The 15,975-nt window shown below is 42.2% G+C and carries 11 protein-coding genes and 2 pseudogenes; 6 read left to right on the top strand and 7 right to left on the bottom strand.

The features are described 5' to 3' along the window. Window positions 1-71 precede the first annotated feature (71 nt). Complete coding sequence (locus H6G26_RS11405) at window positions 72-296, top strand: transposase (RefSeq protein WP_199326791.1); 225 nt, start codon at window positions 72-74, stop codon at window positions 294-296. A 394-nt stretch (window positions 297-690) separates the two neighbouring features. Continuing rightward, on the top strand, window positions 691-1,035 hold the full coding sequence (locus H6G26_RS11400) for a hypothetical protein (RefSeq protein WP_190729359.1): 345 nt from the start codon (window positions 691-693) through the stop codon (window positions 1,033-1,035). Window positions 1,036-1,278: 243 nt separating this feature from the next. Here H6G26_RS11400 and H6G26_RS11395 read toward each other — a convergent pair whose 3' ends face one another. After that, window positions 1,279-2,871 (bottom strand): alkaline phosphatase D family protein, encoded by a 1,593-nt coding sequence (locus tag H6G26_RS11395; protein ID WP_190729358.1) that lies wholly within the window; start codon window positions 2,869-2,871, stop codon window positions 1,279-1,281. Window positions 2,872-2,989: 118 nt separating this feature from the next. Further along, window positions 2,990-3,784, bottom strand: a complete 795-nt coding sequence (locus H6G26_RS11390) for a hypothetical protein (protein ID WP_190729357.1) — start codon at window positions 3,782-3,784, stop codon at window positions 2,990-2,992. Window positions 3,785-4,274: 490 nt separating this feature from the next. On the opposite strand from H6G26_RS11390, the gene H6G26_RS11385 reads away from it, so the two are divergent. The 3 genes and pseudogenes from H6G26_RS11385 to H6G26_RS42500 all read left to right on the top strand — a co-directional run. Next, entirely contained in the window at window positions 4,275-6,707 is a 2,433-nt protein-coding gene (locus H6G26_RS11385) for an alkaline phosphatase PhoX (protein WP_190729356.1), read from the top strand. A gap of 462 nt (window positions 6,708-7,169) precedes the next feature. Beyond that, window positions 7,170-8,366 carry a DUF4336 domain-containing protein gene (locus H6G26_RS11380; protein ID WP_190729355.1) on the top strand — a complete coding sequence of 399 codons (1,197 nt, stop codon included), beginning with the start codon at window positions 7,170-7,172 and terminating at the stop codon, window positions 8,364-8,366. A 2,027-nt stretch (window positions 8,367-10,393) separates the two neighbouring features. After that, window positions 10,394-10,519 (top strand): annotated as a pseudogene (locus tag H6G26_RS42500) (WGxxGxxG-CTERM domain-containing protein); the annotation flags it as partial. A 66-nt stretch (window positions 10,520-10,585) separates the two neighbouring features. Here H6G26_RS42500 and H6G26_RS11370 read toward each other — a convergent pair. Further along, window positions 10,586-11,026: pseudogene (locus H6G26_RS11370) on the bottom strand (NAD-binding protein); the annotation flags it as partial. Window positions 11,027-11,229: 203 nt separating this feature from the next. Beyond that, the gene (locus tag H6G26_RS11365; RefSeq protein WP_190729353.1) at window positions 11,230-12,003 is read right to left on the bottom strand and encodes a glucosamine-6-phosphate deaminase; all 774 of its coding nucleotides are present in this window, start codon (window positions 12,001-12,003) and stop codon (window positions 11,230-11,232) included. A gap of 195 nt (window positions 12,004-12,198) precedes the next feature. Between H6G26_RS11365 and H6G26_RS11360 the strand changes: the two genes are divergently transcribed. Next, the gene (locus tag H6G26_RS11360; RefSeq protein WP_190729352.1) at window positions 12,199-12,885 is read left to right on the top strand and encodes an HAD-IA family hydrolase; all 687 of its coding nucleotides are present in this window, start codon (window positions 12,199-12,201) and stop codon (window positions 12,883-12,885) included. Window positions 12,886-12,941: 56 nt separating this feature from the next. On the opposite strand, the gene H6G26_RS11355 is transcribed toward H6G26_RS11360, so the two are convergent. From H6G26_RS11355 to H6G26_RS11345, 3 genes are all read right to left on the bottom strand, one after another. After that, the gene (locus H6G26_RS11355; RefSeq protein ID WP_190729351.1) at window positions 12,942-13,568 is read right to left on the bottom strand and encodes a PadR family transcriptional regulator; all 627 of its coding nucleotides are present in this window, start codon (window positions 13,566-13,568) and stop codon (window positions 12,942-12,944) included. A 259-nt stretch (window positions 13,569-13,827) separates the two neighbouring features. Then, window positions 13,828-14,709: a universal stress protein gene (locus H6G26_RS11350; RefSeq protein WP_190729350.1), complete on the bottom strand. Its 882-nt coding sequence runs from the start codon at window positions 14,707-14,709 to the stop codon at window positions 13,828-13,830. A gap of 238 nt (window positions 14,710-14,947) precedes the next feature. Continuing rightward, window positions 14,948-15,826 carry an alpha/beta fold hydrolase gene (locus H6G26_RS11345; RefSeq protein WP_190729349.1) on the bottom strand — a complete coding sequence of 293 codons (879 nt, stop codon included), beginning with the start codon at window positions 15,824-15,826 and terminating at the stop codon, window positions 14,948-14,950. Window positions 15,827-15,975: the final 149 nt, after the last annotated feature.

Raw genomic sequence — 15,975 nt, 5'->3', positions numbered from 1 at the left:
GAAGAAGGCAGGGGGGAGAACTCTATAGAACCCATTTGGGATCTTGAAAGAACGAGTAAAATGAGAAATAAATGCCGTACTCCAGCAGCTTAACCGACAAAGAGTGGGCAATCATTGAACCACTATTGCCGCAGAAAAAGCAAACCAGACCACCAAAGTCGACAAAGCGACAAATCTTAGATGGTATCTTCTATCAACTCAAGAATGGGTGTAACTGGTGTGATTTACCCTGCATATTTACCGCCCTACTCAACGGTGTTTTGGCATCTCCTTGCAGTGGCGAGAAGGGGGAGTAATAGAGCAGATGATGACGACGTTGCATGGGAAAGTGCGCGCAGACGCAAAAAAAAACCAAAATGGACAATATATCCTTGGACTCCATAAACCTGTCAGTTCACAGATAAGGGCATTCTACTGCCGAGGCAAGGTCGGATCAAGTTATCCGGAAACTTCTCAACGTCTCCCCTCTATCAGGTTTCTGCGATGCGATCTGCTTTGCAGCAACGCTTCGTGATCGCTTTCAGCCCCTACTCATCCCTACTCAATCTTCCAATTAGGCGTATAACCAGAAGTAACTTGGCTATACATTTGCAAGACCGATGCAGAAATACGTCCTGAGAGTTTTGTGATCACCCATAGCGTTAGGTAAAATCATTTTCAATTGTTGAGAATTCGCCTAGGAAAAAGTTTATGGCAGATAAGTCCGGTCAAGACCCCTCGGAAATCACAGTGGCAACGGTTGATGAAGAACGAAAAGGCACAACTTTCAGCGGTACGGTCATCCTTGGTATAGATCCTGAGGGTGGGGCAGTCGTTTTCTTTAGAGACTTTTTAATTGAAGATTATAAAGGCGAACTTACCGCTTATCTGGCAACAGATGGCGATATAACGAAAAGCATTGATTTAGGCGAACTCGATCATAAAAGCCCCAGTTTTAAGCTGCCAATTCCGCTGGGAACGGATACATTACCCTACAATACAGTCGTGTTAAGCGACAAAAAAAGCAAGAAAAAAATCCTGACGATCAATCTATAAAATTTGTAACTTAGCTCGTAGTTCAGCCAAATTCGATTGCCCTCCTGTATAGATATCAAATGGGTTCTATACATAAATGCATTGGCTCTGGAACAAGGACGTATTATTTCTCGCGCTTGTGCGCCTCGAAATAAATGTTTCTATCCTACGCATAAATAAATTTAGGGGCTTGAATACCCAAAAACTCCATCCATAAAGGGATGGAGTTTTTCATTTTGAGGCTGATGTTGTATTGCCAGACTACTAGACTTGCGCTACAACTCCCTGATTTGGCAACTCGAAAGAAGCTGCTGTAATGACAGGTGCATTTGGATCTGACACTGTAATTTCAGTAGGTTGAGACTGAGGCAGCAGCCGATAGTCAGTACGCCAACGCTCACGGTTGAGATCGCAGCGAACATAACCGCGCAGTCTACCATTGAAATATTTCACCCACGGGTTCTTGGGCAATGCTGCTTCTACGTCAAATGTCCAGGGACAACCTGAACTGATCGAAGTACCGACAAACTCAGTCGCTACCGTTTGTGAGTTGGGGTCGTCAAAGTTAGCCTTAAGGTCATTAACCCAGCTAGAATGCCAGTCACCAGTAATGACTACGGGGTTTGAGGGACGGCGTTGCTGGATGAAACCGAGAATGCGATTGCGAGAGGCAACATAACCGTCCCATTGGTCAAGGTTGAAGACTTTTTCAGATCCAGTATTGTAGTCAAACTGAGCCATGATAGTCTGTTGTGCAATGACGTTCCAGCGTGCGCCAGAGCGATTTAGTCCCTCAAACAGCCACCGCTCCTGCTCTGAACCAGTTATTGTGGCAGTTGGGTCAGTAGCTTCAGCACATCGCGGCTTACGTCCATCACCACAGGGCTGATCGGTACGGTACTGGCGGGTATCTAGGACATTGAATTCAACGAGGTCGCCAAAAGTCAACCGTCGGTAGAGCTGCAAATCAAGACCTCTAGGCTTTGAGAAGTCCCGCAGTGGCATGTGTTCGTAATATGCCTGAAAAGCGGCAGCACGACGGGCAAGAAACACCGAGCGTGATTGTACTTCGGGGTCTTGAGGAATTTCGTCTGCCCAATTATTGTCAACTTCGTGATCATCCCAAGTGACTAACCAAGGAAATGCAGCATGAGTTGCTTGTAAATGTGGGTCAGTCTTGTAGAGAGCGTGGCGGTTACGGTACTCCTGCAAAGTAAATGGTTCACCATCGCCATCGTGCGATCGCAGCGCAGTTGTACTTGGCGCGCCTTCATAAATATAGTCACCCAGGTGAACCACTAGGTCTAAATCCTCTTGAGCCATATTTTTGTAGGCGGCATAATAACCATTTTGCCAGCTTTGACAGGAAGCGAAGGCAAAGCGGAAGCGATCAACGCGATCGCGCGGGTTGGGAGCAGTACGAGTCCGCCCAATAGGACTGACTTGATTACCTACTTTGAAGCGATACCAGTACCAACGGGCAGGTTGTAGTCCCTGCACTTCTACATGGACAGAGTGGCCAAATTCTGGAGTAGCCATCTGTGTGCCGCTGCGGACGACTTGCTGCATCTTTTCGTCGGTAGCAACCTGCCACTGCACTGGAACATTATATGACGGCATCCCACCACCATTGAGCGGATCGGGAGCTAAACGTGTCCACAGCACTACATTATCTGGGAGTGGTTCACCGGAAGCGACACCCAGACTAAAGGGATAATTAGAAAATCGGGGCTGGGCGAGAACTTTGTTAGGCCATTGATTGGCGATCGCCAAACCAGTTAAGGCTCCAGTCCCAATCAAAACTTGTCGCCGTCTCACCCGACTTGATAGCAAGCGCTCGATGTTCAAGTTCTGCATATACTCCCCTTATTGTCGCGTTTGGATCACAGCAAAGTGTAACAGCTCAACTTTAATGCTTCTTTGCAATCAGGTTAAGCGTTGATTATTCTAATAAGATCCTAATTTTCTACCTAAACTAATAGCGCGATTTCTGACTATATTTGAGCGCAGAAAATACTCCTACAATTCCCAAAACTAACAAACTGACTGTTGAATTTGTTTCGGGAACAGCTTGTACCTTATCAACAAGCAGCCCTGAAATGATTGTTGGTTCACCTACATCTACAACCCCAACACCTAAAGTATATTCTCCATCAGTTGGTAGGGTAAAGGAAAAAGTTTTAAATCCGGTTTCTTCAAAAAACTTAGAATCAGAATCTCTAGCCAAAAAATCTGTAGTGGTATCTGCTAATCTAAAAAATAAGTTTTGAGAATTATTACTCACAGTTGCGAAAGCGAAATCATTAAAATCAGGATTGCTATTATCGCCAATTGATTCATTGGTGAGGAAATTCCAAGCAAAAGATAAAGTTTCTCCTGCTTGTACTTTGAATGTTTGTTTAATAGCAGAACCCTCAATCGCATCTGCTAGTAAGCCTTCTCCAAAGAAAGATGATACATCTAAAAAGTTCTCTAATGAGTTTTCAGCAATGCCTGTGATGTAGGCAGCAGGAGCGGCACTTCCTCCTATAACTTCTCCACCATTTTCGTCGACACCAACCACTTCATTATAAGCAGTTGATAGAAAAGCTTGAGAATTTCCTTCTACTGTTTTGCTCCCGAAAGCTGAAGTTTCTATTCTGTAATCGCCTAACGTTTGCCAACTCTCAAAGCTATTTTCAAAGCCACCGTTGAAGATTGCAGCTAGAGCAGCAGTAGGTAGAGCCAAACTTGCAAAGATACTAACAGTAGCAGAAACAACTATATTCATTATTTACTCCTTAATTTTTAGCTTCAACTTTCAATACTGTATTTTTCATAGGTATTTACATAAAAATTTACTGCAAAAGGTATCTATACATTTTTCTATAACTCAAATTAAAAAGCAGAAGGTTAACAAAATTTTAAGTAAACGTTAAAAATAGAAAATTATCCAACAAACATCCTTGAGATAGAAATATAGTTATTTCTTCAGATTGATGTGATTGGTAAAGGTATACCTACATAGTTATGAATGTAAATTAATATTCTTTATGCCGAATAGTTGCAAAATTAAAAGTAATTAGCAAGTCTCCAGAATAATATTAACTATTGCTATATCTGCATCTTTTTTAATATCAATTTGCTGAAAATCCGAGTTACTAGATGCAGCAAATAGTCGAAATATCTGATAACGATGGATAAAATTTATCATTTCTAGAGAAGAAATTGTAAAAGTTTTAGGCTAATTATTTCCGCTATTCCTAACAAGAGGTAACCTAATGACTAATTTTACACGTAGACAGTTACTCGCTTTCTTCGGTGCAAGCGCTGGTGCAACTGTCCTAGTTCCTGCTTTTGGAGAAAAACTTTTGGGCGCTAATGCTGCTAATGCGGTTCAACCCTTAAAATTTACCCCAATTCGGTTGCCCCATCCTTTACCGATTTACACACAACAAACAAGCTACTTACCAACAGGAATTGGGCAAGGAAATGTATTACAACCCTCTGCTAATGCCCAGTTAAGTAGCTATAGCATAGTAGATGATGTTGTGGTTCCACCGGAATACGAACGGTATGTAATTGTGAGTTGGGGCGATCGCGTTTTTCCAAATCAAGAAGATTACTTTGGCTACAATAGCGACTACACAAGTTTTATTCCTACTGATGGTAGAAGCCCCAATGATGGCTACCTTTGGAACAATCACGAATACATCTCTTACCCATTTTCTACAACTGTACCTGGCTTCTTAACTGATAGCGGTTTAGGAGGATTCCCCACATCTTACCCCCTAATCATTGGTCGAGATTTACCAGAAGACAGAACTAATATCGAAGTCTTAGGTGAATTCATGTATAACATCGGTGGCTCTGTTGTGCGGATTGCCCGTCCAAATCGCAGTGGCCGCTTTGCTGTGGTTCGTGACCCGAATAACCGCCGCATCCACGGACTTTCTGGTTTAGCAATTAATCGCGATCGCACTGATAATTATAAAAACATCACATCTTGGGGTGGCAAAAGTTACCAGCGAGGAGACAACAATTATTTGATTGGTACTGGGCCAAGTGCGACAGAAGTTTTCCCCCTCAGTTCTGACGGACTAGGTAACAAAATCATCGGCACCGGATTTAACTGTTCTGGCGGTACAACTCCTTGGGGAACTGTATTGTCGGCTGAAGAAAACTTTCAAGCCAGTCCAAGCTCTTTTGTAGGAGTTCAGGAACTTGTCAAGCCCAATGGCACACAAACAAGCTACATCGAAGGCACAACAGGCGCTACATTTGGCTTAGTTGGCGAAAAATACGGCTGGATGGTAGAAATTGATCCAGCTAACCCCAGTTTCCGCCCACGCAAACATACTGCTTTAGGTCGCTTCCGTCATGAAAATATCGCTGTGCGTGCGAAAGCTGGAAAACCATTAGTGGGTTATATGGGAGATGATCGGCGCGGGGGACACACTTGGAAGTTTGTCAGTTCTGGTACAGTTACAAATCCCACTGATAAAAACAATAGTCGCTTATTTGAAAGCGGCACTCTATATGTCGCCCGTTACAATCCCAACGGTACAGGGCAATGGATTCCTCTCAAACTAAATACGCCGACAAATCCGATTCCACCTTCAACTCTTGCTTCTGTAGAAATTGCTGCATTGGGACAGGCTTCTAATAATGGTAATACTCGGCTACCAAAGCGCAGTGGGATTTTAGGACAAACTGAAAATGGTGGGTCAATTATTGTCACGATACAGACAGTTATTGATTCAGCCGGAACTATTAGCTCTTATGGTGAGACTGAAGCTTTACCTGCTTACAAGGGTAAGAAGTTGTCAGATTTCTACACGAGTCAGGGTGCAGTGCTGGTTGATGCTTTTTTAGCTGCTAATCTCATCGGCGGAACTGCAACGGCTCGTCCTGAAGATTTGGAAATCAACCCCAGAAATCCTAATGAAGTCTTTATTGCTTACACAGACGGTGCGCCATCAGGAGATGGATATCCTGATTCTCGAATCTTTGTGGTTTCCAAGTACAGTTCTAATGTCAACGCTGCACAACCTTCTGGTGAACTTTTTAAAATTATCGAAGATAGTGCTGATGGTACAGGTACAACCTTCCGTTGGCAGCGATTTGCTAAAGGTGGTGAAGCGGGAGCAGAACCGGGAGATGGCTTTGCTAATGTAGATAACTTAGCATTTGATAGCCAAGGTAACATTTGGGGTGTCACTGATATGTCTACTGAAGCCCACAATGGTTTCACCACAGGCGCTAACCCAGAAGTATTACGGGTAGACCATCGGGTAGTGGGTTCTAACTCACCCAGTGTGGATGATTCTAATTTTAATGTCAGAACTTCTAACCTGATTGGGGTTTTTGGCAATAACTTTCTTTTCTTCATTCCCACCAGTGGCCCTGATGCTGGGGAAGTTGTACCTTTTGCTTATGGGCCACCACGCTGTGAGTTGACCGGGCCTACTTTTGTTGGCGATACACTGATTATTTCAGTGCAGCATCCTGGAGAAGAAGTACCATTCACCCCTCAGCAAACTCTCAGCCGAGATATTGAGATTTTGAACTTGGATGGTACTTTGTTTACTCAAAAACGCAGTGTACCTCGTGGTAGTAATTGGCCCAGTAACATTGAAGGGAATTCTGACGGACCACCGCGTCCAAGTGTGATTGGGATTCAACGCAAACAATCAAGCGGTCGCTTTGTTTAGGGACATCCAAAAATTAAATTACTCAATTCCTGCGTTCAATAGGACTGTCCGATTTCTTTAGGACTTACGCACTGAAGCCTGAAACCTAGATCCCGCCTAGCCCCTCTTTTTAAGGGGGGAACTTCTAAAGCCCCCTTTTTAAGGGGGTTGGGGGATCTGAGTGCGTAAGTACTGTTCTTCTCTCCCTGCTTCCCCTGCCCACTAAAGCTATTGATTATTTTATTTGGAAGTCCCTTAGTGGGTGTACGTCTGTGGTGTGCGATTTGTTGGTAGCAGTGTAGGTCATCGAATGCTACACCAGCCTGCGGCAATGTGAGAGCTTTTGCACAGCGATCGCTTACGTTAAGATGCGTTATAATTTTAATTCTAACTAGTTGCTCTCGCCCGACAAGTGTGCTATGTCAGTCTTGCTGCAACTACAGCACTCTCACAACTGGCCCACGCCAGGACAATGGAACGACGATGAACCACCCAAAAGATTGGTCATGGCCATTCTGGGCTACTGTCCCACTCTATCCCTACGGCAGGCGGCGGACACTTCGCAAGGAAATAGTTTTTGACACTATCTGGACATTCGATCAGCTTCACGGTATTCTCTACACCATCGTGCCGATTCGCATGACTATCGTCAAGCTCGCTGCCGGAGGACTTCTGGTCTATGCACCTGTCGCTCCAACAACTGAGTGTATCCGCTTAGTTAATGAGTTGGTAGCAAAGCACGGTGAAGTTAAGTACATCGTACTGCCAACCAGTTCTGGTCTGGAGCATAAAGTCTTCGTTGGCCCCTTTTCTCGCCGCTTTCCTCAAGCACAAGTCTTTGTTGCGCCGCACCAGTGGAGTTTCCCGTTCAACCTGCCGCTTAGTTGGCTAGGCTTTCCCCAAAAACGAACTCAAGAACTGCCAGAGGACTCAAGCCTTGCTCCCTTCGCTCTGGAGTTTGACTATGCAATATTGGATATCAATTTGGGACGAGGATCTTTTGCAGAAGTTGCAGTATTTCACAAGCGATCGCGCACTCTGCTTGTAACCGATTCTATACTTTCTGTACCGGAAGATCCACCAGAAATCATACAATTAGATCCTTATCCCCTGCTGTTTCATGCAAGGGAAAACGCCTTGGAGACGGTCGAGGACAATGAAGACAACCGCCGCAAGGGATGGCAACGAATTTCATTGTTTGCGCTTTACTTACGTCCAAGTGCCCTAGAAGTTACTGCAATCGGACAGATGTTTCGTGATGCTCTTAAAGCACCACAGCGATCGCTAAAAGCATACTTTGGTTTATTTCCTTTTCGCTGGCAAGAAACCTGGAAGCAGGCATTCGATGCTTTACGAGGTCGGGGGCGACCATTTGTCGCACCGATTCTGCAAATCCTCATTCTTCCGCAAGCACCAAGACAAGTCCTCGACTGGGCTGATAGAGTTGCAAGTTGGGATTTTCAGCAGATTATTCCCTGTCACTTTGACTCGCTAATTAAAGCAAATCCGCGTCAATTTCGGCAAGCATTTGCTTTCCTTGAGAAAAATCCCTCTGTAAGTAAGGACTTTTCTTTTAGCGAAAGCCAGCCTCTATTGGAGGAAGACTTAAAATTCATTAAGGAACTTGAAGCGAGTCTAGTTAAGCGCGGTATCGCAACACCACCTAAAGAGAAAGTGTAATCAACTGAATAAGCTGTTATGCACTTTTTGAACCATCAGGGCGGATGATCCGAATTCTTCAAATGCCTTCTAAGTAACGTGGTGAAGCAAATAATTAACTCCATACGAGCTAAAACGACGCGCAAAGGATTGATATCAGTCATTAGAACTGACAATAAAATATTCCTTAAGTCTAATGTAATGCACATCTGGAGTATGAAGTTAGAATCTATCAGGTGAAATAGAATTGTAGAGTATTCTTAATGTAGTCTCAACTGTTGATAGCATCTGGCACCTTTAAAATTATAGTTGATTTAAGCTTAACTAAGAATAATGTCAAATAAACTAATTAGTTTTGGTAAGTCAACAATACTTTTTGATTTAGCGATCGCTTGTAATTATCAAGTAGGTAGATGTGAATAAATAAAAGGTTTTACTGAATTTTTGGGAAAGCAAGCTAAACGTCATATCTTCTATCTATGGCTTTAATCGCTATTTATAAGGGGCCATTTCATTTAATTAGTTCTACATTAATACATAGCATAGTTTTATTTATTATTACATACTTAGTTAATGAATCTAAATAAGTAACTAACAAATCCTTAAATTCACTATAATTGGTAGAAATTTTATGGTTAAAGATTTTGTTTTTTGCTTACAAGAAGCAGCTTTGTACTTTGTATTCAAAAAATTTCAAACACATAAAGATCCTGCTGATTGTTTTGTAAACCCTCCCTGTGGATGTACCAATCCAGGAAAAAATCCTCAGTGTGAAGATTGTGTTTATCTTGAGGTATGCTTATCTAATTGCAAGCTCGAAAAAATTTCATTATCTTCACGTTAATCAACTAAGTTTAATGCGAAATTAATTCTTGCGATAGAACTTTTATACTCTTATGGTAGAAGGCAGATAAAAGACTAGCAGCTATCTTGAATAGGGAATGGCAAAATAATTCACAATTAGGTAATTATAAATTAAGATGCAAGTGAATGTAAGTTTATGAAAAATAAATATTATTATTCCTTGGTTTTGTGAACAAGTGGGTTTGCTAATAAGTTCACAATCATATCATACAATTAATGATTACTGATTATGAATTAGTTTGAATATGACGAATAGTAAGTTGTTGTGGAAGCTTCAAATGCTTTCAACTTTTCCAAAATAAATTAGATGAAAGACTCTACTGTATTGTCAAAACTCCTCTAATTTAGCAGTGAATTGAGTAGACAATATCGGTTTTGAAAATCAATCAACCACGGAAATCTAAAACATAAAAGGAACCATAAGTATGAAGCCTTTCGATTTATCTAAAGCTGTTTTGGCTACTGTCTTTGCCATGAGTTTCGCTTCTGTATCGTTACCTCCTTCTGCTTTTGCCCAAAGCGGAGGCTCCGGCAGCGGAGGTGCTAGTAGTGGCAGTAGCTCAGGCGCTGGAACAACAGGCGCTGGAACAACAGGTACTGGCTCAGGTTCTGGTTTAGGTTCTGGAACCACAGGTACTGGCTCAGGTTCTGGTTTAGGCACTGGAACCACAGGTACTGGCTCAGGTTCTGGGTTAGGCACTGGAACCACAGGTACTGGCTCAGGTTCTGGTTTAGGCACTGGAACCACAGGTACTGGCTCAGGTTCTGGGTTAGGCACTGGAACCACAGGCACTGGCTCAGGTTCTGGTTTAGGCACTGGAACCACAGGTACTGGTTCAGGTTCTGGGTTAGGCACTGGAACCACAGGCACTGGCTCAGGTTCTGGTTTAGGCACTGGAACCACAGGCACTGGCTCAGGTTCTGGTTTAGGCACTGGAACCACAGGTACTGGTACAACAGGTAGTGGTACAACAGGCACTGGAACTACAGGCACTGGAACTACAGGCACTGGTACAACAGGTACTGACACAACAGGTAGTGGTACAACAGGCACTGGAACTACAGGCACTGGTACAACAGGTACTGACACAACAAGCACTGGAACTACAGGCACTGATGCTACAGGCACTGACACAACAGGTACTAATAGGAATACAGGTGTCACAACTGCCGATAGAACTAGCGATCGCGGTTTCGATTGGGGTTGGCTAGGTTTACTTGGTTTAGCCGGTTTAGCAGGTCTGACTGGTAAGCGCGAAAAAGTCCAGGCTTATAGAGATCCTAATGAAGTAACAAGCACTCGTAGATAGTATTACCACACTGTAGATAGAAGCCGTACAGTCGGCATTTGTGACCATTTCAGGCTATTACAGTGCTTAATGAGACGCGTAGGTAGGGGCACAATATGATATTGTGCCCCTACAATGACACTGCAATAGTTGCCCCTCTAAAGTGAAATATCCAATAGCTTCAGAGCCGAGGGCTGTCAGAGCAAAGGCATGAGCTGAGAGATGGGTAGGCTCAAAGGCAACAAAATTGCCCAGATTTTCCCATAAGAGTTTGTTAAAATTTTGTTTGTCAGAACGGACAATTAGACGAACGTGCGGATTAAGTCGGCGTGCTGCAAAGGCAGCTTCTATGTTTATCCGCTCATTTCTTGTCACTAAAAGTATTGAACGACACTGGCTTATACCTGCCTGCTCTAAAACACAAGGCTTGCGGCAATCTCCTATGATTAACTTTTCTAATAAACTTGGTACTTCTGGGACTTCCCAATGTTCGGACTGGACATCATCAATGGCGCTAACTTTAACATCGTACTCCTTTAGGACTGCAACACAGTGTTGCCCTAAACTTTGGAGTCCGCATACTAAGAAAAGGTCAAGGTTTTTTTTTGATTGGTGCTAGGAGGGGGATGCACTTTCTCTTGATGGCAGCATTTAATACTGCTAACAGTATGTGTTTATTAGGATTATATCTTACTATTTCCGTAATCCTAATTCCAGTCCCTAATTCATCTTCACGACAGCAAACTTGCAGAATTGACATCTAAAAATAACGTCGCTTGGGGTTGTTGACGCAGAACAGAAGCTGGACAGTCTGTATTTATAGAACCCTGCAACATTGCTTTAACCACATTTGCTTTACGTTTTTCTGGAGCGAGGCAGATAATTTTTTTAGCTGAACAAATAGTCGGGATAGTGACAGTAAAAGCATATTGTGGAACAGTTTCTAGATTCGGAAAGTGGCCTGTGCTTACTTGTTGCTGACGGTTCACTATATCCAGTTTCACTAGTTTCACACTGTAAGGATCTTGAAAATTTGCTACTGCTGGATCGTTAAAAGCCAAATGTCCATTTTCGCCAATACCAAGACAGCATAAGTCTATTGGTTGCGCTTGCAATAGTTTGGTGTAGCGATCGCACTCGTTTACTGGTTGCAATGCATCACCTTCTATATAATTAAATTGCTTAGGAACAACCCGTTTTTCTACACGTTCTCGCATATAGCGCCGGAAACTGGCAGAATGGTCAGCAGTAATTCCCAAATATTCATCTAGATGGAACAGAATAATTCGTGACCAATCTACACCACCCAATGCAATCAAAGCATCAAGAAATTTGAGTTGAGAGTTACCTGTTGCTAACAATACAGCAGCTGTATCCTGTTGTTGCAGAACTTGTTGTAAATGCTTTTGCGCGATTTCGGCAACATTCTGAGCCATTTCGACTTCAGAGTTGTAAATCTGCACTAATAAATCATCAACGCGAAAAAAGTTTGGATCGGCTAGCATTTGCTTACATTGAAGGTTATCAATTATACGGCAGTCTATTAAGAGGCTCTACCTGTTTGCTCTTATATGTCCTATCAGGTATAGATTTTAGGATTTAGCAGATTAATTTATAGCTTTTTACGCTGTATAAAGACAAAAAAACAATGTAAACTATTTAAATTAAGTTAACAATTATTTACATTTTACCCAAAAATCATGCTAGCTGCAATTCTCTTTGACCTAGACGGCACTATTGTCAATACTGACCCTATACACTACCAAGCTTGGCAGGAAATGCTGTTAAATTACAGCGTAGAAATTGACGAAACATTTTATAAATCCAGAATTAGTGGGCGGCTAAATCCAGAAATTGTCAAAGACATTCTGCCACAATTATCAACAGCAGAAGGGCAAAAATTTGCAGACGAAAAAGAGGCGCTTTTCCGCAAACTTGCCCCGCATCTCAAACCGCTAAATGGATTTTCTGAACTATTAAAATGGACAGAGACACATCAGTTAAAACGCGCATTAGTAACTAATGCTCCTAGATTAAATGCAGAATTTATGCTAAATGTTTTGGGAATAAAAGAAGCTTTCCATACAGTTGTTGTAGCGGATGATTGTGTAGCAGGTAAACCTGACCCTGCACCCTACCAAGTCGCCCTAAATAATTTGGCTATTACAGCAGAGGAAGCGATCGCTTTAGAAGACTCTCCCTCTGGGATTCGGGCGGCGGTGGGCGCACATATCCGCACTATTGGCATCGCCTCCACCCATGATCCCCAAGTATTGCAGGAAGTCGGTGCATTTATGGCAATTCCAGATTTTACTGATTTGCAGTTGTGGACATTGCTCAACTCACTCATTGAGCCAGATTTAAGTGCGATCGCTTCTAACTTGTAAGCGCAAAATATTAGAACATGGAGAGTAGAGACGCGAATTTATTAAGCCGTTTCTACTTATTTTTGGGCGAGAATTGCGTAAATTTCCCGTTTAACCTGCTCTAAAAGCTCACGCACCCGATTTATTCGCTCCACATTGCCACTACGAGCAACCTGCACCACAACAGCAGCTAATTCTGTTGCAGCATTCCGCAACTCAATAAACTCTTGAGGCTTACCTTTTACGAAGCTTTTGAAGGTATCCCAAGGAGAGTCTGAAGTATTCTGTTGGGAACGTTCTGCTAATAATTGTCTACCCTCATCGGTAATCGTATAAATCCGCTTGCCACCTTCTTGTGCGCTCTTGAGATAACCACCTTCCTCCAGCAATTGGAGTGTTGGATACACCGAGCCAGGACTGAGGCGACGGAAACCACCATAGCGAGTTTCCGCATCTTTGATCAGGTCGTAACCATGACTAGGATGCTCGGATAACAATTCCAGCAGGATGAACTTGATGTCACCCCGACGAGTCCGATATTCATCTCCCCAACCACGACCAAACATTTCATTGCCAAAATGTTTGTCATGATCTTTACCATGATGCTTACCATGCCCAAACCAAGACTTGACAAGCAATGAATCGTCTTTGCTAACTCCTGCCCATGCAGGTGTCCCAAAGCGTGACCGAAAATGTCTAAACATAAATCAATCTCAAATCAACTTTCTCTAATATACGATATATCGCAATATATCACGATATATCGGAATAGAATTTTGATGAAGATTTTTGAAGTAAGCAACTGTACCAAACTACAAGCGATGCCTCCGGTAGTCACGTAGCTCTGCTGTAAAGCCTGCGGCATAGCTACGCTTAGGGCGCAGCCTCTCCAAGAGTTAGGTTTTGTGGCAGTCGTAGATATGGGTTAACAGTGATAGCGGCTAGTAAGTCTGTGGCACAGGTTTAGCCACGTTGGCTTGGAAAAAAGAGTACGGGATACCAGCTAAAACGTAATAATTCAGCTGTAAAACTGGAAACCAACCATTCTTGGAGTTTACCTATCGTTCCTGAAGAGACTGCGATCGCACTAATATCACCCATTGCAGCCGCCTCTAAAATCTCGGTAACAGAGTATCCTTCCCGAACTTCTATCTCTACTTGTAAATTTATCCCCTCCAAATCAGCTTTAATCTGAGACAGAGTTTGTTCAGCCTGCTGTGGTAGGATTTTCCTTGGTATTTCTCGACGACCAGTATCTTCTAAAACCCAGCAAAGCTTGCATTGTTGTAGATATTTACCAGATTGTTGTTGAGCCAATTGCTTTACTTGTTGTACCAAATAATCTGCCTCTTGAGTACCGTTGTAGGGAACTAGCAAAGAACGGAAAAGGTGCTGACAACGGAGTATTAATTCCTCAGAAGTATAAGCAGCGATTAACTGAGGACGCAGTACCAGTAAGGGAATAGGTGTTCGACGAGATAAGTTAGCCATTGTACTACCCACCAATTTTTCCGTGAATAAGCTGCGGCTTTGAGAACCCAAGATAATCAATTGAGATCGATAGGTTTGGGCAACATTAAGGATAGTATCAACAGGCTTTCCCGATTGAACTTCTATTTTTACTTCTACATCAGTGGGGCTTTCGCCAACAGCTTCTGCGAATCGAGTTTGAGCTTGTTCTATTTTTTCACTATCGACTTGTGGAACAATGCCTCTTTCCGATAATGGAACAGTGTGCAGAAAAACTATTTGCTTTATCCCTGTAAGCGCAAGACTAGAAACAAAATGTCTTAAACGATGTAAACCGTCGGAAAAGTCTGTGCAAATCAAAACTCGTTGAAACATATGTAACTAATAAAAGGTATTTAGAAATCTTCTAATTTAATCCTAAAACTTATAATCAAGTTTGCTTGAATAGTTACAGCATATTTCATTTCGGTGATGAATCTGTAATTTTTTTTGCAGAATTTAGCGACAAGTCTAATGATTATTTCCATAAATATCTGAAATAAGTCTTTAATATTACTCTTTATGAAGATACGTATTATGACAATAATCGCACCCAAAGGGAATATCTACTAGATCACACTTTTTCAAAAAAAGACTCTACCCATTGCAAATATTGCAAACCGGCAATTACTGCTGTGTCATTATGATCTGCTCCTGGAACCAATAATAGTTGCTTTGGTTCGGGAGCAACAGCATATAATTTTTGACTCATGAAAGAAGGTACAGTCGAATCAGCAACGCCATGAATGAATAAAACTGGCATTTTTAACTTTGGCAATTTTTTAATGGAATTAAACCGTTGTGTCAAGATTAAATCCACAGGAAACATCCAAAATACGTTTCGATAAGTTATTACATCGCGGATAGATGTAAAAGAGCTTTCCACAATCAAACCAGCAGCTTGTGGCTGTTTCACTGCTAAGTCGATGGCTATTGCGCCCCCAAGAGAATGTCCATAAAGAAGAATTTGGCTAGGTAGAATCTCTTGTTGCTGCACTAAGTAATTCCAAGCTGTGAATGCATCTTCATAAACACGCTTTTCGTTGGGAAACATCCCCTCACTGCGACCATAACCCCGATAATCAATCAGCAATACCGAAAACCCTAGCTGATGAAACCGATTAGCATGAGCTATATTTGCGCCAATATTGATACCGTTTCCGTGTAAGTATAGCAACACCTTAGCATTAGGTTGCTTGGCTTCTATCCACCAACCGTGAATGTGTTCTACCTTGCCTGTTTTAACTGGTACAGGTAACCAAACCTCTTTGTAAGGGAGATTAAAAAACTCTGGGGTCTTTTCAATGACAGCAGAGGGAAAGAAAATGAACCGAGGTTGCCCAATAAAAAGAAATATACAGATGGCAAAGTATACGATCGCTGCAATGATTCCACCCCAAAATAGCAGTTGGGGAAATACTTGTATTATAAATTGCAGTTTATTAAATTTCATGCCCTAACTTTTTGTAGAATACAAAGTGTCTATATTAACAAGGAAATTACTTAGCAAAAGTAGCTGTAGCATTTTTATAATTAGATTTCAAGCATTCTCAAAAGATTTTACCCTAAAATCAATTATTCAGTAAAAATACGTATGCATAT

It is taken from the genome of Nostoc sp. FACHB-888 (genome assembly GCF_014696655.1).
Lineage (GTDB): Bacteria > Cyanobacteriota > Cyanobacteriia > Cyanobacteriales > Nostocaceae > Nostoc.
This window is presented reverse-complemented; position numbering and strand designations above follow the sequence as displayed.